Source organism: Streptomyces sp. CNQ085, assembly GCF_022614595.1.
GTDB lineage: Bacteria > Actinomycetota > Actinomycetes > Streptomycetales > Streptomycetaceae > Streptomyces.
Genome location: NZ_JAJFAU010000006.1, coordinates 52,639 through 70,055, shown reverse-complemented (window position 1 = coordinate 70,055; position 17,417 = coordinate 52,639). Strand labels below are relative to the sequence as shown.

13 protein-coding genes and 1 pseudogene are annotated in these 17,417 nt (G+C 72.8%); 1 reads left to right on the top strand and 13 read right to left on the bottom strand.

The genetic code is table 11. The features are described from left to right. Window positions 1–117: 117 nt before the first annotated feature. The 7 genes and pseudogenes from LJ221_RS02655 to LJ221_RS02625 form a co-directional block, all read right to left on the bottom strand. On the bottom strand, window positions 118–1,275 hold the full coding sequence (locus tag LJ221_RS02655) for an alkaline phosphatase PhoX (protein WP_241713355.1): 1,158 nt from the start codon (window positions 1,273–1,275) through the stop codon (window positions 118–120). Between the two features lie 154 nt (window positions 1,276–1,429). Continuing rightward, a pseudogene (locus LJ221_RS02650) lies at window positions 1,430–1,630 on the bottom strand (short-chain dehydrogenase); the annotation flags it as partial. After that, entirely contained in the window at window positions 1,620–3,902 is a 2,283-nt protein-coding gene (locus LJ221_RS02645) for a glycoside hydrolase family 3 N-terminal domain-containing protein (protein WP_241713352.1), read from the bottom strand. The gene LJ221_RS02645 and the pseudogene LJ221_RS02650, both read right to left, overlap by 11 nt. Window positions 3,903–3,949: 47 nt before the next feature. After that, entirely contained in the window at window positions 3,950–4,870 is a 921-nt protein-coding gene (locus tag LJ221_RS02640; RefSeq protein WP_374228354.1) for a carbohydrate ABC transporter permease, read from the bottom strand. After that, on the bottom strand, window positions 4,867–5,772 hold the full coding sequence (locus tag LJ221_RS02635; RefSeq protein ID WP_241713351.1) for a carbohydrate ABC transporter permease: 906 nt from the start codon (window positions 5,770–5,772) through the stop codon (window positions 4,867–4,869). Before LJ221_RS02635 ends, LJ221_RS02640 begins: the two co-directional genes overlap by 4 nt. Beyond that, on the bottom strand, window positions 5,769–7,010 hold the full coding sequence (locus LJ221_RS02630) for an ABC transporter substrate-binding protein (RefSeq protein WP_241713371.1): 1,242 nt from the start codon (window positions 7,008–7,010) through the stop codon (window positions 5,769–5,771). The genes LJ221_RS02635 and LJ221_RS02630 overlap by 4 nt, the downstream gene beginning before the upstream one ends. A gap of 252 nt (window positions 7,011–7,262) precedes the next feature. Beyond that, window positions 7,263–8,282 (bottom strand): LacI family DNA-binding transcriptional regulator, encoded by a 1,020-nt coding sequence (locus LJ221_RS02625; protein WP_241713370.1) that lies wholly within the window; start codon window positions 8,280–8,282, stop codon window positions 7,263–7,265. Window positions 8,283–8,469: 187 nt separating this feature from the next. Here LJ221_RS02625 and LJ221_RS02620 point away from each other — a divergent pair, with 187 nt between their 5' ends. Further along, the gene (locus LJ221_RS02620; RefSeq protein ID WP_241713349.1) at window positions 8,470–9,531 is read left to right on the top strand and encodes an endo-1,4-beta-xylanase; all 1,062 of its coding nucleotides are present in this window, start codon (window positions 8,470–8,472) and stop codon (window positions 9,529–9,531) included. Between the two features lie 184 nt (window positions 9,532–9,715). On the opposite strand, the gene nirD is transcribed toward LJ221_RS02620, so the two are convergent. The 6 genes from nirD to LJ221_RS02590 form a co-directional block, all read right to left on the bottom strand. Continuing rightward, a complete protein-coding gene (nirD, locus tag LJ221_RS02615) occupies window positions 9,716–10,099 on the bottom strand; it encodes a nitrite reductase small subunit NirD (RefSeq protein WP_241713347.1) in 384 nt (127 codons plus the stop codon). Further along, a complete protein-coding gene (gene nirB, locus LJ221_RS02610) occupies window positions 10,096–12,738 on the bottom strand; it encodes a nitrite reductase large subunit NirB (protein ID WP_241713345.1) in 2,643 nt (880 codons plus the stop codon). Before nirB ends, nirD begins: the two co-directional genes overlap by 4 nt. Before the next feature lie 2 nt (window positions 12,739–12,740). Continuing rightward, window positions 12,741–14,105 (bottom strand): NAD(P)/FAD-dependent oxidoreductase, encoded by a 1,365-nt coding sequence (locus tag LJ221_RS02605; protein ID WP_241713343.1) that lies wholly within the window; start codon window positions 14,103–14,105, stop codon window positions 12,741–12,743. 123 nt (window positions 14,106–14,228) lie between these two features. Continuing rightward, window positions 14,229–15,479 carry a cytochrome P450 gene (locus LJ221_RS02600; RefSeq protein ID WP_241713341.1) on the bottom strand — a complete coding sequence of 417 codons (1,251 nt, stop codon included), beginning with the start codon at window positions 15,477–15,479 and terminating at the stop codon, window positions 14,229–14,231. After that, window positions 15,476–16,771, bottom strand: coding sequence for a cytochrome P450 (locus LJ221_RS02595; protein ID WP_241713339.1), 1,296 nt, complete (start codon window positions 16,769–16,771; stop codon window positions 15,476–15,478). The genes LJ221_RS02600 and LJ221_RS02595 overlap by 4 nt, the downstream gene beginning before the upstream one ends. Continuing rightward, on the bottom strand, window positions 16,768–17,340 hold the full coding sequence (locus tag LJ221_RS02590; protein ID WP_241713337.1) for an ATP/GTP-binding protein: 573 nt from the start codon (window positions 17,338–17,340) through the stop codon (window positions 16,768–16,770). Before LJ221_RS02590 ends, LJ221_RS02595 begins: the two co-directional genes overlap by 4 nt. Window positions 17,341–17,417 lie beyond the last annotated feature (77 nt).

Here is a 17,417-nt window from a genome sequence, read left to right as displayed (position 1 = left end):
CCGGGGGTGGCGGGGTGCGCGCACGGCGGCCCCGGCGGCATGGCGTACGGCCGGAAGCCCGGGCCCGGCCGGAGACCACCCCGTGCGTACCCGCCGCGCCCGCGCCCGCGCCCGGGCTCAGGAGCGGAACGGGCCGCGCACCTCGTAGGTGATGCCGCCCGAGCTGCTGCCGCTGGTGCCGCGCTGGCTGGAGAAGTACAGCCGGGAGCCGTCGGGGGAGAAGGCCGGGCCGGTGATCTCCGAGGAGGACTGGCCGCCGATCCGCAGGAACGGCGCGACCACGTCGTCCGGGGTGATCACGCAGATCTCCATGTTGCCGCCGTCCTCGGCGACGAAGAGGTCGCCGGAGGACGAGGCGGTGACGTTGTCCACACCCGTCAGCGGAGCGGTGCCGGAGACCAGGGAGTCGTCGTAGGCCAGCTCGATCGTGTCGCCCGCCGCGTTGAGCTGCCATACCCGGCCGTCACCCTTGGTGGTGAACCAGCAGGTGCCGTCGGCGTAGTGGCAGCCCTCACCGCCGTTGAAGTGCTTGGCCGCCGACACCTGGTGGCGGGTGGCGGTGGAGGATGCCGACGGGTCGGGGACGCGGGCCCAGCCGATGGAGCCGGAGGTGCCGGAGCCGCCCGTCATCACCTCCAGTGTCCCCGAGGACAGGTCGCCCCAGGTGGTGGGGCGGAAGCGGTACAGGCAGCCGTCGGATACGTCCTCGGTCAGGTAGATCACCTTGCGAACCGGGTCGGCGGCGGCGGCCTCGTGCTTGAAGCGGCCCATGGCGGAGCGGCGCACGGCGGGTGTCACCCCCCACGGGTCGGTCTCGTAGACGTAACCCCGGTCGACCTCCTCGCACGACAGCCAGGTGTTCCACGGAGTCCTGCCGCCCGCGCAGTTCTGCCGGGTGCCGGACAGGACGCGGTGGGCGCCGGTGATCGTTCCGGAGGAGTCGAAGCGGACGGCGCTCGCGCCGCCGCCGGGGTTGATCTCGGAGTTGGAGACGTAGATCCATCCCCCGCCGTCGGCGTAGCAGGCGCCGCCGTCGGGGGCGTTGTGCCAGGTGTAGGAGGTGCCGGGCACCCTCTGCCCGGAGCGGGCGATCACCCGGCTGCTGAACCCCTGGGGCAGGCGGATGCCGTTGGCGTCGGCCGACCGCAGGGCCCCGTAGGGCCCGGTGCCGGGCTGGGCGGGCGCGGCGTGGGAGGCTCCGCGCCACAGGGAGCCGCCGAAGGCGGCCACCGATCCGGTGAGTACGGCTCCGCGCAGGAAGTTGCGACGTTCCATGGTTGCTCCACCGAAGTCGTCTGGCCCCGCGGCCGGTCGGGCGCGGGGGCGAACGACGTGGAACGGTAGGAGGACCGATTTGACAGGACATGAACAATCAGCCGCGCGGGGCGGCCGGTTGCCCCAACACCGGTCGCCGCGCCGGACGCGTGGCTCAGCGTGCGGGGATGTCGTAGCGCACGCCGGTGAGCCGTTCGGAGGTCTCCCACAGCCGTGCGGAGGCGTCGTCGTCGCGGGCGCGCGGCGACGGACCGGGCGCGCCGCGCAGGCCCAGTGCGCGCGGGCCGGTGAAGGAGTCCGGGAGTACACCGGGGGCGGGGCGGGTGCCGGCTCGGGGGCCCGGATCAGCCGATCGGATCAGGGCTGTGCAGGGCGCGGACCTCCACCCCGCAGGTCATCCGGCGGTCGAAGCCGACGGTACGCTCCGGCCCGGTCAGGGTCAGCGGCACGGTATGGCGCGTATCGGCGCTGGAGGCGGCCAGCCGCAGCTCCACCGCCCCGGGCTCGACGACCCGCTGACCGGGCCGCACGGTGTACGAGGCCAGGTCGGCGTGGAAGTCGAAGACGACCTCGGCCGCCTGCCCCGGCTCCAGTGTCACCCGGGTGTAGCCGACCAGCTGGACGACCGGACGGGCCACCCGCGCCACGGGGTCGTGCAGATAGAGCTGGACGACCTCGGTGCCGGCCCGCTCGCCGGTGTTGCGCACGGTGAGGCGGATCTCGGCGGAGCCGTCGGTGGGCAGCGTGTCCGTGCCCGTGCCCGCGGCCTCCCACTCGAAGGAGGTGTACGACAGCCCGTGCCCGAAGGGGTACAGCGGGGTCGGGTCGATGTTGCTGGCGTCGCCCTTGAGGCCCAGCGGCGGCACGAGGTAGGTCCACGGCTGGCCGCCGGTGCCGCGCGGCACGCTGACCGGTAGCCGCCCGGAGGGGTTGACCCGCCCGGTGAGGACCCCGGCGACCGCCGGTCCGCCCTCCTCGCCGGGGAAGAACGCCTGCACGACGGCGGCCAGCCGGCTCCCCCACCGGCCGAGCGCGTACGGGCGGCCGGTGAGCAGCACCAGCACCACGGGTTTGCCGGTGCTCTCCAGCAGGTCGTCCAGGAACGCGGCCTGGCCGTCGGGGAGGGTGAGATCGGCCGCGTCGCAGCCCTCGCCGGAGGTGCCTCGGCCGAAGAGGCCGGAGCGGTCGCCGAGCGCCGCGACGACGACATCGGCGTCGGCGGGGGAGTCCGTCAGGACCGCTCCGGGCAGTTCGGCGCCCAGGGCGTCCAGCAGCGTGGGGATCTCCACGCCGAGGGGCAGCTCGGGATGTTCGACGCCCACGTGCCGGGGGAAGCTGTAGCAGCCCAGCATGGCGGCCCGCTCGTCCGCGTACGGGCCGACCACGGCGATGCGGGCGGTGGGGTGCAGGGGGAGCACACCGCCGGAGTTGTCCAGCAGGACGACGGACTCCTCGGCCACGTGCCGGGCCAGTGCCCGCATCGCGGGCGGGTCCAGGTCCACGGTGTCCGCGGACGCGGCGGGCGGGGCGGCCGACCAGTCGGGGTCGAGCAGGCCCAGCTCGCACTTCTGCCGCAGCATCCGCAGCGCCGCGCGGTCCACCAGCTCCTCGGGCACCTCGCCGGAACGCACCGCCTTCAGCAGCGGCTCGCCGTAGCAGCGCAGGCCCGGCAGCTCGACGTCCACGCCCGCGGCCAGCGCCAGGGCGGCGGCGCGGGCGGGGGAGTCGGCGACGCGGTGGGCCATCTCCAGGAAGGAGATACCGAAGTAGTCGGAGACCAGCGTGCCGTCGAAACCCCATTCCTCGCGCAGCAGATCGGTGAGGAGTTCGGAGTGGGCGGCGGCCGGGACGCCGTCGAGGTCGTTGTAGGCGTGCATGACCGAGCGGGCCCCGCCCTCGCGCAGCGCCATCTCGAACGGCGGCAGTATCACGTCGGCCATCTCGCGCGGGCCGATCGAGACGGGGCCGTGGTTGCGGGCGCCCCGGGAGGCGGAGTAGCCCGCGAAGTGCTTGAGGGTGGAGACGATCCCGGTGGACTCCAGGCCCGCCACATAGGCGGTGGCCACCGTCGCGACCAGGTAGGGGTCCTCGCCGATGGATTCCTCGGTGCGGCCCCAGCGCGGGTCGCGCACCACGTCCAGGACCGGCGAGAGTCCCTGGTGGATGCCGACCGAGCGCATGGAGTCGCCGATGGCCGCGGCCATCTCGCGCACCAGCGCCGGGTCGAAGGTCGCTCCCCAGGCCAGCGGGGTGGGGAAGACGGTGGCCTGCCAGGCGGTGAAGCCGGTCAGGCACTCCTCGTGGGCGAGGGCGGGAATGCCGAAGCGGTTGGCCGCGGTGACCTTCGTCTGGAAGGCCACCAGGGCCCGGGCGCCCTCGGCCGGCTCTACGGGAGCGGTGCCGAAGGGCCGGGTGAGCTGGCCCAGACCGTGGGGCAGCAGGGCGTCCAGGTCGACGGTTTCGGAGACCTCGTGCTGGAGCGGGGCGACATCCTCACCGTCGGACTCGGAACCCGGCCAGACGCTGGAGAGCTGGGCGAGCTTCTCCTCCAGGGTCATCCGGGACAGCAGATCGGCGGCGCGCTCCTCGACGGATCGGGAGGTGTCCTGCCAGAGGTGGTGATGCATGAGGCTCCTTGTCAGGCGTCAGCGGGTCTCGCGCGTTCCGGTGGGACTCAGCGCCCGCCGGCGCCCATGAGGCCGTTGATGAGCTGACGGCGCGCGAAGAGGTACACGACGAAGATCGGCGCGATCGACAGCACGACCGCGGCGAGCAGCGCGGGGATGTCCACCCGGAACTGGCCGACGTAGTCGTAGAGGCCGAGTGTGAGGACCCGGCTCTCGCGCGACTGGGTGAGGATCAGCGGGAAGAGGAAGTTGTTCCAGGCCTGCAGCGCCGCGTAGACGCCGACGGTGGAGATCCCGCCCCGGGACAGGGGCACGACGAGCTGGAGCAGGACGCGGGTCTGGCCCGCTCCTTCCAGGGCCATCGACTCGTACATCTCCTCCTCGATGTCGCGCATCGTGGAGGACAGGATCAGTACGCACACCGGCAGGCAGAACGCCGAGACGGGCAGGATGATCGCCAGCAGGCTGTCGTACAGCCGCATCTCGGTGATCAGCAGGTAGACCGGGATGATCACCGCCTGGGCGGGGATGGCCAGGCCCAGCAGGAAGAACTGGAAGATCCGCTGCGAGGTCCGGCTGAGGGTGCGCACCACGGTGTAGCCGATGCCCACCGAGAGCACGATGACGATCGCCGCGGTGGCGGCCGTGACGACCGCGGTGTTGAGCAGATAGGTGAGGAAGTCGCTCTCCAGCACCGTGCGGTAGTTGTCGAGTGTGAGGTCGCCGGGCAGGCTGAGCGCGCCCTCGTCGAAGTAGGAGTCGCGGTCCCGCAGCGTGGTGAGGATCAGGACGTACAGCGGCAGGCCGACGACGACCAGCCAGACGACGGAGGCGATGCCCGCCGGCATGTTCCACTCGCGGACGCGGCGCAGCCTGCCGAGCGGGCCCCGGCCGTTGCGCGCCCGGGGCGTCTCGGCCCGTTCGGCGGCGGGGGAGGGCTGGTGCTCCGGCCGGACGTCGGTCTTCACATCCCCTCCCGGGTGCTGCGCATCCCGCTGAAGCCGGTCGCCCGGACCATCAGCAGCGAGATGGCGGTGGCGACGATCACCAGGGTGGTGGCGATGGCGCTGGCGTAGCCCATGTCGTACGCCTGGAAGCCGGTCTCGTACATCAGGTAGGGCACGATCGTGGTGTCCGTTCCCGGCCCGCCCTCGGTCAGGATGAGGACGGTGTCGAAGAAGGTCAGCGCGCCGACGACCATCAGCACCGAGGAGGTGATGATGGTGTTGCGCAGCTGCGGCAGGGTGATGGAGAGGAACTGCCGCACGGTGCTCGCCCCGTCGATGGAGGCGGCCTCGTAGAAGGACTTGGGGATCTGCCGGGCGCCGCCCTGGTAGAGCAGGGTGTGGAACGGGATGAACTGCCAGGCGGCGACGGAGGCGATGGCGGCGAAGGCGCCGTCGCCGGTGCCGAGCAGGTTGCCGTCCGCGATCCCCAGCCACGGGCCGATGTCGGAGATCAGGCCGAAGTTGGGGTCCAGCAGCGACTTCCACAGCAGCGCCAGCGCCACCGATGAGGCCAGCAGCGGCAGGAAGAAGATCGCGCTGAGGACGGCCCTGTTCTTCTGCCGGCCGGCCGACCACACGCCCAGCAGCAGGGCGACGGGCGTCTGGATCAGCCAGCTCACGCCGGTGAGCAGGATGCTCAGCCACACGGCCTGCCGCATGGTGGGGTCGTTGAACAGCCGCTCCCAGTTGCCCGTGCCGCTGATCGAGGGGAAGTCGCCCAGACCGTCCCAGCCGGTGAAGGACAGATAACCGACCAGCACCATCGGGCCGACGGCGAACAGGATGAAGAACAGCACGCCGGGGACCGCCCAGGCGATGCCCGGGCGGCCCACGCGCGGCGCCGCGGTTGGTGCTTGCCTCATTTCAGGGCCTTCATGGCGTCGACGAACTCTTCGGGGCCGAGCTGCTTGTTGAAGAGCTTCTGGATGTTGGTGAGCATCGGGCTGGCCTGCCGCGCCGGCAGGGCCTGGTCCCAGGAGAGGGTGAAGTCCGGGGCGTCGCGCACCAGGTCGTACTGGAAGAGGGCGTAGTCGGGGGCGGGGTGCCCGGTGAGCATGTCCTCGGAGCCGGAGTTGGCTGGCACGTCGCCGTTGTCCACCAGGGACTCGGCGTACCAGTCCTCGGCGGCGGTCTTGACGAACTCCAGGGCGGCCTCGCGCTCGGCGCCCCTCAGCCTGGAGTTGACCGACCAGAAGTTGGTGGGGTTGCCCACGACGTTCCTGGGGTCGCCCTCGCCGTCGGGGAGGGCGGGGAAGGTGGTCCAGCCCAGGCCCTTGTGGGCGAACTCCTTCTGATTGGCCTGCTGGTTGGAGTACTCCCAGCTGCCCATCAGGTGCATGGCGGCCCTGCCCTTGGCGAAGAGCGTGGAGGCGCCGTCGGCGGTGTAGTTGACCGAGGCGTAGTTCTTGCCGAACGCCCCGCGGTCCACCAGGTCGCGAATGGTCTCGGCGGTCTTCAGCACGGCCGGGTCGCCCCAGGCCGAGGAGTCGCCGTCCTGGACGCGCTGGAAGACCTCGGCGCCGCCGGTGCGGTCCAGCAGGTACTCGACCCACATCAGCTCGGTCCAGGCGTCGGTGCCCGCGAGCGCGAAGGGGGTGACGCCCTCCCTCTCGAAGGTGTCGACCAGGTTCAGCAGGTCGTCCCAGGACTCGGGCGGCCGGACGCCGGCCTTCTCGAAGACGTTCTTGTTGTAGAACAGGACCACCGGCTGCATGCCCCGCATCGGGATGCCGTAGATCTTGTCGTTCACCTTGCCCGCGTTGAGGATCGAGGGCAGGAACGCGTCCTTGAGCCTGTCGTCCTCCTGGATCTCGGACGTGAGGTCGACCAGCATGTCCTTCTCGACGAAATCGCTGATGCTGCCGCCGCCCCAGTTGAAGAAGACATCCGGCGCGTTGGGCGTGCCCATCGCACTGCGCATCTTGTCCTGGTAGCCCTCGCCGGGCACCTCGACGAGTTCGGCCTTGACGTCGGAGGTCTCGTTGAACCGCTCGACCGCCTCGCGCTGCACCTTGGTCGAGGCGTCCTGGTAGACCCACACCTCCAGGGTGCCGCCGGCCTTCTCCTCGCCCGGGCCGCCGCTGCCGCAGGCGGTGAGCATGGCGGCTGCCAGAGCCGCTGCCGTCAGCTTGGCGGCGTGCCGCCGTCCGAGTCCCCCGCGGCCTCTCACGGCCGATCCCTGTACTGCTGTTCGCATCGCGTACCTTCCGGAAGAAATCCGAAAATTATCGGTAGTGGTGGTGGGAAAGTACGTACGCGTCCCAGCGGTGTCAACAGGTCTGACAAAAAGGGGTCCTGTGGCCCGGCGGCGTGATGCGCCCGTTGTGCGGGGTTGTCCGGCCCGCTGCCCGGGTCAGTCCCGCAGTGGTGCCGTGCTGGCGCGAACGACCAGCTCAGTGGCGAGTTCGACCCGAGGGGAGTCGATTTCCTCGCCCCTGGCCTGACGCAGTACGGTGCGGGCCGCGACCTTGCCCATCTCCACCAGCGGCTGGCGTACCGTCGTCAGGGGCGGAGCCGACCAGCGGACTTCCGGAAGGTCGTCGAACCCGACGATGCTGACGTCCTCCGGCACCCGCGCCCCGCGCCGCCGCAGCGCCTCGATCGCGCCCAGCGCCATCTGGTCGCTGGCCGCGAACAGGGCGGTGGGCGGCTCGTCCAGGTCCATCAGCCGGTTGCATCCGTTGAAGCCGGACTCGTGGTAGAAGTCGCCCGGCACCATCAGCCGGTCGTCCACCGCGACGCCGACGGCCTCCAGCGCGGCGCGGTAGCCGTCCAGGCGGGCGCGGCTGCACAGCAGTCTCGGCGGCCCGGCGATGAATCCGATGCGGCGGTGGCCCAGTTCCAGCAGGTGCTCGGTGGCGGACATGCCGCCGGCCCAGTTGGTGGCGCCCACCGTCGGCGCGTCCAGGGCCGGGGAGCCGGAGGGATCCACCACGACCAGCGGCACGCCCAGACGGTGCAGCTCCTCGTGGAGGACCGGCTCCAGGACCGAGGTCACCAGGATCACGCCGCCGGAGGCGCGGGCCCGCAGGTTGCGCATCCACTGCCGGGCCGAGCCCGCGCGGTCGTGGATCGCCGAGACCACCGTGCCGAAGCCGACCTCGTGCGTGGTCTCCTCCACGCCGCGGATGATCTCCACCGCCCAGGGGCTGTCGAGATCGTTGAAGACCAGGTCGATCAGGGCCGGCCGGTCGCCGGAGGAGGCCGTGCGGCGGCGGTAGCCGTACTGCCGCAGCAGCTCCTCGACCCTGGCCCGGGTCGCGGGCGCGACGTCCGAGCGGCCGTTGACCACGCGCGAGACGGTGGGGACCGAGACCCCCGCCTCCTGGGCGATCGCCGTGATCGTGACCTTCTGCTCCACCATGGGTGCCATCCTCTGCTCCGCGACTTCGCCGACCGCGGCGACCGCGCCGTCCGTCATGCCGTCTCCCATGCTTTCTCCTCCACACGCGCACACCGTTGACGGGCGCTCCCGTCGGCTCTGCCGTTCCCGGCGCACTCTCGAAACTTTCCAACATTCTTCCGGAAAGAGTTCCGGGGCGTCGAGAGAGGGCCCCAGCATGAGGCAGCACCGTGTGCGCACGGTACGTCGTTCAGCCCGGGCGGCCGTAGCCGTCTCCGTCACCGCGGCGGCTCTGACCCTCGGGTTCAGCGCTCCGAGCCGGGCGGCCGACCCCTCCCTGCGCGAGGTCGCCGAGTCCACCGGCCGTTTCATCGGCACGGCCGTCAACGACGGCCTGCTGGGCAACGGGACCCACAGCAGCATCGTCAGCACCGAGTCCGACAGCGTCACCGCCGAGAACACCATGAGGTGGGAGGCGGTCGAGCCCCGGCGCGGCCGGTTCGACCGGGCCGGGGGCGACCGCCTGATGCGGTTCGCCCAGGACAACGATCAGCTCGTCCACGGCCACACCCTGGTCTGGCACAGCCAGATGCCCGGCTGGCTGCGGAACGGGTCGTTCTCCGACAGCGAGCTGCGCCGGATCATGACCGACCACGTCACCACCCAGGCCGGCCGCCACCGCGGCAAGGTCCAGCGCTGGGACGTGGTCAACGAGGCGTTCGATGAGGACGGCTCGCCGCGGCAGAGCAAGTTCTACCAGCGGCTCGGCCCCTCCCGCATCGCGGACTCCTTCCGGGCCACCCGCGCCGCGGACCCGAACGCCAAGCTGTTCATCAACGACTACGACACCGAGACGGTCAACGTCAAGAGCGACGGCCTGTACCGGCTGGTCAGGGACCTGCTGGCGCAGGACGTGCCGATCGACGGCGTCGGGTTCCAGAACCACCTCATCGTCGGCAACGTGAACGGCCAGGCGATCCGCCGGAACCTCCAGCGCTTCGCCGACCCGGGCCTGGAGGTCGCGGCCACCGAGCTGGACATCCGGATGCGGATGCCGTCCGACAGCTCCAAGCTCCAGTGGCAGGCCCGCGACTACCGCGCGGTGGCCGACGCCTGCCTGACGGTCTCCCGGTGCTCCGGCATCACCGTCACCGACGCCGTCCACAACGGCACGGTCCCGGCCGGCGGGACGGTCTCCTTCGGTTTCCGGACCAGCGCGGGCGCCGCCCAGGACGGCACCCGCGTCAGCCTCGGCGGACAGGAGTGCGCCGCGGGCTGACACCGTTTCCCGTCCGGTGCGCCGGACCGCCGGGGCAGGACGGTCGGCGTGCCGGACGGGGCAGAGCCGGGCCCCGGCCGCGGCCTGCCCCACACGGGCCGCGGCCGGGTCCTTCCAGCGTTCCCGGGCGCTTTCCCGCGTCTCCCGCCGCCACCACGCTTCCCGCTGTTCTCCCCGGAGCCCCTCAGCGTGTGCGGACGGCGTACACCGGCACCGAGACCGCGTCGTCGTCCAGACAGCGGCCCGTGGTCAGGTCGAAGCGCTGCTTGAGCAGCGGAGAGGCCACGAACGCCCGCCCGCCCGCCGAGCCCAGCAGCCCGCGTGAGAGCACATAGGCGCCGGTGAACGGATCGCGGTTGCCCAGGGCGTACGTCCGGCCCGCCCGGTCCCGGAAAACGGCGATCTGCCCGCCGTCGGGCAGCAGCGCCGCCACCCCCCGCCCCGGCACCAGGTCGGACAGGGCGCACACCGCGGCCCAGCCGCCCTCGGCACGCACCTCCACCCGGGTCCCTGCCGGCCGGACCTCCCCGGAGGCGTCGGTCGTCGCGTCGGTCGTGGCCGTGGTCATCGGGCCGCGCTCCCTTCGAGGGCCTTGAGTGTGCGGACGGGGATGTCGGGCCCGGACAAGAGCGTCAGATCGGGCCGGACCTGCTCGCGCTCGGCGACGAACCGCACCGACGGGTCCGGCGCGCCGGGGGCGTTGACGAAGGACACGAAGCGCCGCAGTCGCTCGGGGTCGCCCAGCGTCTCGGCCCACTCGTCGCGGTAGTTCGCCACATGGCCGGCCATCAGGGCCTCCAGTTCGGCGCACAGTCCCAGTGAGTCGTGCACGACCACGTCGCGCACGTGGTCCAGGCCGCCCTCGATCCGCTCCAGCCAGGCGGCGGTGCGCTCCAGCCGGTCGGCGGTGCGGATGTAGAACATCAGGAAGCGGTCGATCAGCCGGACCAGCTCCGCGTCCGACAGGTCCTTCGCCAGCAGGTCGGCGTGGCGCGGGGTCGCACCGCCGTTGCCGCCCACGTACAGGTTCCAGCCGTTCGCCGTGGCGATCACGCCGAAGTCCTTGCCCCGCGCCTCGGCGCACTCGCGCTGGCAGCCGGAGACCGCCCCCTTCAGCTTGTGCGGCGCGCGCAGGCCCCGGTAACGCAGCTCCAGGTCGATGGCCATGCGCACCGAGTCCTGCACCCCGTAGCGGCACCAGGTCTGCCCCACGCACGACTTCACGGTGCGCAGCGCCTTGCCGTAGGCGTGGCCGGACTCGAAGCCGGCCGCCACCAGCCGCGCCCAGATCGCCGGGAGCTGGTCCACCCGGGCGCCGAACAGGTCGATCCGCTGACCACCGGTGATCTTGGTGTAGAGGCCGAAGTCGCGGGCCACCTCACCGATCACGATCAGCTTCTCGGGTGTGATCTCGCCGCCGGGGACGCGCGGCACGACCGAGTACGAGCCGTTGCGCTGGATGTTGGCCAGATGGTGGTCGTTGGTGTCCTGGAGGGCCGCCTGCTCGCCGTCCAGGACATAGCCGCTGGCCCCCAGCGCCGGGGCGAGCGAGGCGATGATCGAGGCGACGGCCGGCTTGCAGACCTCGCAGCCCTCCCCGCCCCGGGCCTCCTCACGGCCGTGGCCGTCCAGCAGCTCGGCGAAGGTGGACAGCCGCCGGGTGCGGACGATCTCGTACAGCTCGCCGCGGGTGTGGGCGAAGCAGCCGCACAGGCCCTTGTCGACGGTGACACCGCTCGCCTCCAGCTCGTCCTCGACCAGCCTGGTGAGCACCTTCACGCAGCTGCCGCAGCCGGTGCCCGCCTTCGTGCACTTCTTCACCTCGGGCACCGTGGTGCACGCGTGGTCGGTGACGGCCGCGCGGACGGCGCCCTTGGTGACGTTGTGGCAGCCACACACCATCGCGTCGTCCGGCAGCGCGGACGGTCCCAGCGCCACCGGCGCCCCGGCCCCGGCCGGAAGCACCAGCCGCTCGGGCGCCACCGGCGGGACGCTGCCGGTCAGCGGGCGCAGCGTGCCGTACGCCTCGGCGTCGCCGACCAGCACACCGCCCAGCAGGGTGCCGTCGGAGGCGACCACCAGCTTCTTGTAGACCCCGGCCCGGGAGTCGGAGTAGACGACGTCCAGACAGCCCTCGGCCTTCCCCAGCGCGTCGCCGAAGGACGCCACGTCCACGCCCAGCAGCTTGAGCTTGGTGGAGGTGTCGGCGCCGGTGAAGGAGGCCCCCGTGCCGTCCGTGCCCTCCGTACCGCCCGAGCCTCCCGTCTCCCCGGCGATGGTCTCGGCCGCCACCCGCGCCATCTCGTAGCCCGGCGCCACCAGGCCGTAGACCCTGCCGTCCACGGTCCTGGCGCACTCGCCGACGGCGTACACCGCCGCGTCGGCGGTGCGGCAGCGCTCGTCCACTGTGATCCCGCCGCGCTCGCCGACCTCCAGGCCGCAGCCGCGGGCCAGCTCGTCGCGGGGGCGCACGCCCGCCGAGAAGACCACCAGGTCGGTGGCGATCGCCGAGCCGTCCGACAGCGTCATGGCCGTGACGGCGCCGTCCGGACCGGCGGTGATCTCCTCGCCGCCCACGCCGGTGTGGACGGTCAGGCCCATCCCCTCGACGGTGCGGCGCAGGGCGGCGCCGCCGCCGTCGTCGACCTGGAGGGCCATCAGACGCGGGTTGAACTCCACGATGTGGGTCTCAAGGCCCAGACCGCTGAGCGCGCCGGCCGCCTCCAGGCCCAGCAGACCCCCGCCGACGACCGTCCCCGTCCGGCTTCCCCGCGCGTACTCCTCGATGGCCAGCATGTCCTCCACTGTGCGGTACACGAAACAGCCGGTGCTGTCGCTGCCCGGCACGGGCGGCACGAACGGGTAGGAGCCGGTGGCCAGCACCAGGACGTCGTAGCCGATCTCAAGCCCCGCGCGCGAGGTCACGGTGCGCGCCTCGCGGTCGATCGCGACCGCCGGGTCGCCCAGTCGCAGCTCGACGCCGTGCCGTTCCATGAAGCCCTCGCCCACCAGGGACAGCTCCTCGGGCGTGCGGCCGGAGAAGTACGAGGTGAGCCGCACGCGGTCGTAGGCGGGCCGGGGCTCCTCGCACAGCACGACCACCCGGGCCCGTTCGGTCACCTCCCGGCTCGCGAGCTCCTCCAGGAACCGCTGTCCGACCATCCCGTGCCCGACGAGCACGATCGTGGGGCGTGGCGTCCGTGGCATCTCTACAGGCCTCCATCGTTGGTGAGCAGGTGGAGCGGCGGAGCGGAGGACAGCGGCTCGCCGTCCTCCCAGGCGCGGGCGAGGGCGCCGACGGTACCGAGGTCGCCCAGGAGGATGCCGCCCACCAGCCGGTCGCCGCGGACGACGACCTTGCGGTAGACGCCGCGGGTGGCATCGGCGAGGCGGACGACCTCGTCGCCCGCGCGGGGCACGGTCTCGCCGAACGAGGCGAGGTCCAGCGCGCTCCCGGGGCCGGCGGGGGGCGGGGCGAGGGTCAGACGTGTCAGCGCCCGGGTGCCGGTGTACGCGGGGGGCCTCGTGCCGGTCGCCGCGCCGTCCGTCGTACCGCCCGCGACACCGCCCGCCGGGCCGTCCGTGGTGCCGTCCGCCAGCAGGACGCGGGCCAGTACGTCGGCCTGCTCCTGGGCGGCGCAGGCCAGCCCGTAGACCCTCCCGCCGTGCTCGGCGCAGTCGCCGACGGCGTGGATCCGGGGATCGTCGGTGCGCAGCTCGTCGTCCACGACGATTCCGTCGCGGACCTCCAGACCGGCCGCCCCGGCGAGCCCGGTCCGCGGACGCGCCCCGCAGGTGAGGACGGTCAGCTCGGCCTCCAGCCGGTAGCCGTCGGCGAGTTCCACGCCGCGGGCCACGGCCCCTCCGCCGGCCCCCTCGCCGGCGTGCCCCGAGGTCAGCAGGCCCCGGACGCGGCACTCGGTGTGGACCTCGACGCCCAGATCCTCCAGATGCCCGCGCAGCAGCGCCGAGGCGCGGGCGTCCAGGTGGTGCTCCATCAGGTGCTCGCCCTGGTGGGCGAGGACGGTGTACGCCCCGCGTCCGGCCAGCGCGCGGGCGGCCGAGACCCCGAGCGGGCCGCCGCCGACGACGACGGCCCGCACCCCTGGCCGTGCCGCCGCCGCCAGCGCCCGGCAGTCGGCCATGGTGCGGAAGGGGTGCACACCGCGGGGCAGTTCGCGCCCGCCGCCGTCGGGGAAGAGCCCGCGCAGCGGGGGCAGCACGGGGTTGGAACCGGTGGCCAGTACCAGGGTGTCGTAGGGCAGCGAGGAGCCGTCGTCGCACCGCACCAGCCGCTCGGCCCGGTCCAGCCGCACCGCCCGCACCCCGCGCAGCCAGCGGGTGGCGGCCGGTGCGGGCAGACCGATCACCTCCGGCGCGTACCGCCCGGCCAGCACCTCGGCCAGCAGCACCCGGTTGTACGGCGCGTGGGGCTCCTCGCCGACGACCGTCAGATCCACGGCCGCGCCGCCGACGCCCCCGGTGCCGGGGACGCCGGCGGCGGAGAGCTGCCCGGCCAGCCGGGCGGCGGCCATCCCGCCGCCGATCACCACCACACGCTTCGTCGGCGTCATGCGGAAAGCGTGCGATCCGGCTGTTTCCCACCCGCATCACGGCTGTTTCCCGGCGGCAACACTGCCCTCAGCGCACCCGGCCCCCGGCTGTGAGCCCGGTGGGCCGAGGCCCGCGTCCGTCCTCTACGGGACCGGCCGGACCGGCAGGATCTGGACGCTGTTGCCCACCAGGCTGCGGTGCCGGGGCAGCTCCTCCTCCGGCCGTGCCAGGTCCAGGCCGGGGAAGCGCGTGAACAGCGCCTCCAGCGCGGTGGTGGCCTCCAGCCGGGCCAGGGGGGCGCCCAGGCAGTAGTGCGCGCCGTGGCCGAACGACAGGTGGCGGCTCGGTGGCCTGGTGACATCGAACCGGTCGGCGTCCTTCCCGTGCGCCCGCGGGTCGCGCCCGGCGGCGGAGTAACCGGCCAGCACGGGGGTGCCCGCCGGGATCACCGTGCCGCCCACCTCCAGGTCGCGGACCGGGTAGCGGAACGGGAAGTAGCTGACCGGGCTGTTGTGGCGCAGGGTCTCCTCCACCACGTCGTCCCAGCCGGCCCGGCCGGAGCGGACCAGCTCCAGCTGGTCGCGGTGGGCACACAGGGCGCGCACCGCGTTGGTGATCAGGTTGAGGGTGGTCTCGTGCCCAGCGACGATCATCAGCAGCAGGGTGCCGACCAGCTCCTCCTCGCTCAGCCGGTCGCCGTCGTCCTCACGCGCGGCGATCAGGGCGCTGGTGAGGTCGTCGCCGGGGTCGGCGAGGCGATCCGCCGCTACCTGGGCGAGGATCGCCATGATCTCCCGGTTCGCGGCCACGGCCTCGGCGGGGGAGATGTCGGTGCTGACGATGAGGTTGGAGAGCCTGTGCAGCCGCAGCCTCGGTTCCGGGCCGATGCCGAGCAGCTCGCAGATCACGCTCATGGGCAGCGGGAAGGCGAAGTGCCGCCGCAGGTCGGCGGTTCCGCCCCCTTCGTCGGCCGCCTCGGCCAGGTCGTCCAGCAACTCGCCGACCAGCTCCGTCACCCGCGGCCGCAGCAGCTCCACACGCCGAGGCGTGAACGCCCGGGTGACCAGGGAGCGCAGCCGCCGGTGGTCCGCACCGTCGGCCGTCGTCATGCCGGGGACGGTGGCGAAGGTGCGCAGCGGCCAGCCCTCGGGGATCTCCCCGCGCCGGAGGGCGGCGAAGTGGCAGGCGTCCTTGGCCACGTGGGGGTGCCCCAGGAAATCCCTCAGCTCATCGTGCCCGGTGACGACGAACCCGTCGACGCCGCCGGGGAGCACCACCGGCGCGGCCGGCCCCCGCTCGCGCAGCTGCTCGTTGACCGGGTGCGGATCGGTGCCGCGCGGGTCGAGGACGTACGGCTCGGCGGGGCCGGCCGCGCCGGTGGCGGCTTCGGTCATCTGGACTCTCCCTGTGGGATCGCGGTGGCGAGGTCGGACTGCGGCGCGGTGAAGCGGACGGGCAGCGCCGCCAGACCCTTGGTCCAGGGCGACGAGGCCCAGGACAACTGCTGTTCGGAAACGGCCAGTTCCATGTCGGGCAGACGGTGCCGGAGGGTGTCCACCGCGGTACGGGTGATCAGCCGGGCGGGGTCCTGCGCCGGGCAGGTGTGCGGTCCCGCGCCGAACGCCACGTGCGCGCGGTTGCCGGTGACCGGGCGTGCGCCGTCGGGCAGCACCTCCGGGTCGGTGTTGGCGGCGGCCAGCCCCAGCACGAGCATGTCCCCCGCGCGGATGTCCTGTCCCCCGAAGCGCATGTCGCGGACGGCGTAGCGGGCGGGGAAGTTCTGGGTGGGCGGGAACCGCCACAGCACCAGGTCCAGTGCGTCGTCCACGGTCAGGTGCCCGCCGGTCAGGGAGGAGCGCAGGGCCGGGTCGGTCAGCAGCAGGCGCAGTGTGGTGGCGATCCAGTTCTTCGTCGTCTGGTTGCCCGCGACGATCATCACCACGATGTTGTGCAGCACCTCTTCGTCGCTGAGGCGGGCCGGATGCCGCAACAGCCGCGAGGTGACGTCGGGGCCGGGCCGCCACCGCTTCTCCCTGATCAGCTCCAGCAGGACGCTCTCCATGCGGCGGCTGGCGCGGGCGGAGTCGGCGTTGGCGGCGGCCATTCCGGCGGTGGCCTCGGCCAGCTGCCGCCCGGTCCGGTCGTCCACGCCCAGCATCCGCGCCATGACCTGGACGGGCAGCTTGTGCGCGTAGTGCGGTACGAGGTCCGCCTCGTGCCGCCCGGCGAAGGAGTCGATCAGCCGCTCGGCGGTGGCCCGCACCGTCCGGCGCAGTTCGTGCCCGTCGACCCGGCCCAGCGCGTCGGCGACCGCCGCCCGCATCCGCCGGTGCTGCTGCCCGTCGGTGAACATCAGGGCAGGGCGCCAGCCGACGAACGCCATCAGCGGGGAGTCGGCCGGGACACGGCCTTCGCGCAGCAGGTTCCAGCGCCGCGGATCGTGGCTGAAGTCCTGTTCCTCGCGGGCGAGGCGGAGCAGCTCCCGGTAGCCGATGACCAGCCAGACGTGGATGCCGGGGGCCAGGGCGACGGGCGCGACCGGCCCGTGCTCCGCGCGCAGCCGCTCGTACAGCGTCGGCAGGTTGTCCCCGTCGAGACCCGGGCCGTACAGCGGGGCGGGACCTCCGTGCGCAGGGCAGCCCGGCGGCGGCCCGGTGCCGGTGCGGTCGGGGAAGGGAACGGTCATGAGGGCTCCGAGTCCGTGGCGGAGTTGACGAGATGGGTGACGAGGGAGATCAGGGCCCTGAGGGAGGACTCGCCGTCACGGGCGTCGCAGACCACCAGCGGGGTGTGCGGCAGCAGGTCCAGCGCGGCCCGCAGTTCACCCTCCGCGTACCGGGGGCTGTCCGGGAACAGGTTGACGGCGACGCTGAAGGGCAGGTCCAGGTCCTCCAGGTGCCCGATGGAGTCGAAGGACGCCTCCAGGTCGCGGGTGTCCACCAGGGCGAGCGCACCCAGGGCGCCGCGCGCCAGCTCCCGCCAGGTGGGCAGGAACCGCGGCTGTCCGGGGGTGCCGAACAGGTAGAGCACCAGCTCGCCGTCGATCGTGATCCGCCCGAAGTCCAGAGCGACGGTGGTGGTTCTCTTCGACCGCTCGCCGCCGGTGTCCACTCGGGCGCCCGCCCGGGTCATCACGGCCTCGGTGGACAGCGGCCTGATCTCCGACACCGCGCCGATCAGGGTGGTCTTTCCCACCCCGAACGGTCCGACGACCAGGATCTTGGCCGCGCCCGCGACGCTCGACCGCACGTACACGCCGGACTTTCCGGAGTCCGGGGAGCTTGCCGGACCCGGAGGGGCGGCGCGGCCGTCCGGGCGCACACCGGCGGCGG

Coding starts and splice junctions, on each gene's coding strand:
- LJ221_RS02655 (WP_241713355.1), bottom strand. CDS start 1,275: ATGGAACGTCGCAACTTCCTGCGCGGAGCCGTACTCACCGGATCGGTG.
- LJ221_RS02645 (WP_241713352.1), bottom strand. CDS start 3,902: ATGCATCACCACCTCTGGCAGGACACCTCCCGATCCGTCGAGGAGCGC.
- LJ221_RS02635 (WP_241713351.1), bottom strand. CDS start 5,772: ATGAGGCAAGCACCAACCGCGGCGCCGCGCGTGGGCCGCCCGGGCATC.
- LJ221_RS02630 (WP_241713371.1), bottom strand. CDS start 7,010: ATGCTCACCGCCTGCGGCAGCGGCGGCCCGGGCGAGGAGAAGGCCGGC.
- LJ221_RS02625 (WP_241713370.1), bottom strand. CDS start 8,282: ATGGCACCCATGGTGGAGCAGAAGGTCACGATCACGGCGATCGCCCAG.
- LJ221_RS02620 (WP_241713349.1), top strand. CDS start 8,470: ATGAGGCAGCACCGTGTGCGCACGGTACGTCGTTCAGCCCGGGCGGCC.
- nirD (WP_241713347.1), bottom strand. CDS start 10,099: ATGACCACGGCCACGACCGACGCGACGACCGACGCCTCCGGGGAGGTC.
- nirB (WP_241713345.1), bottom strand. CDS start 12,738: ATGCCACGGACGCCACGCCCCACGATCGTGCTCGTCGGGCACGGGATG.
- LJ221_RS02605 (WP_241713343.1), bottom strand. CDS start 14,105: ATGACGCCGACGAAGCGTGTGGTGGTGATCGGCGGCGGGATGGCCGCC.
- LJ221_RS02600 (WP_241713341.1), bottom strand. CDS start 15,479: ATGACCGAAGCCGCCACCGGCGCGGCCGGCCCCGCCGAGCCGTACGTC.
- LJ221_RS02595 (WP_241713339.1), bottom strand. CDS start 16,771: ATGACCGTTCCCTTCCCCGACCGCACCGGCACCGGGCCGCCGCCGGGC.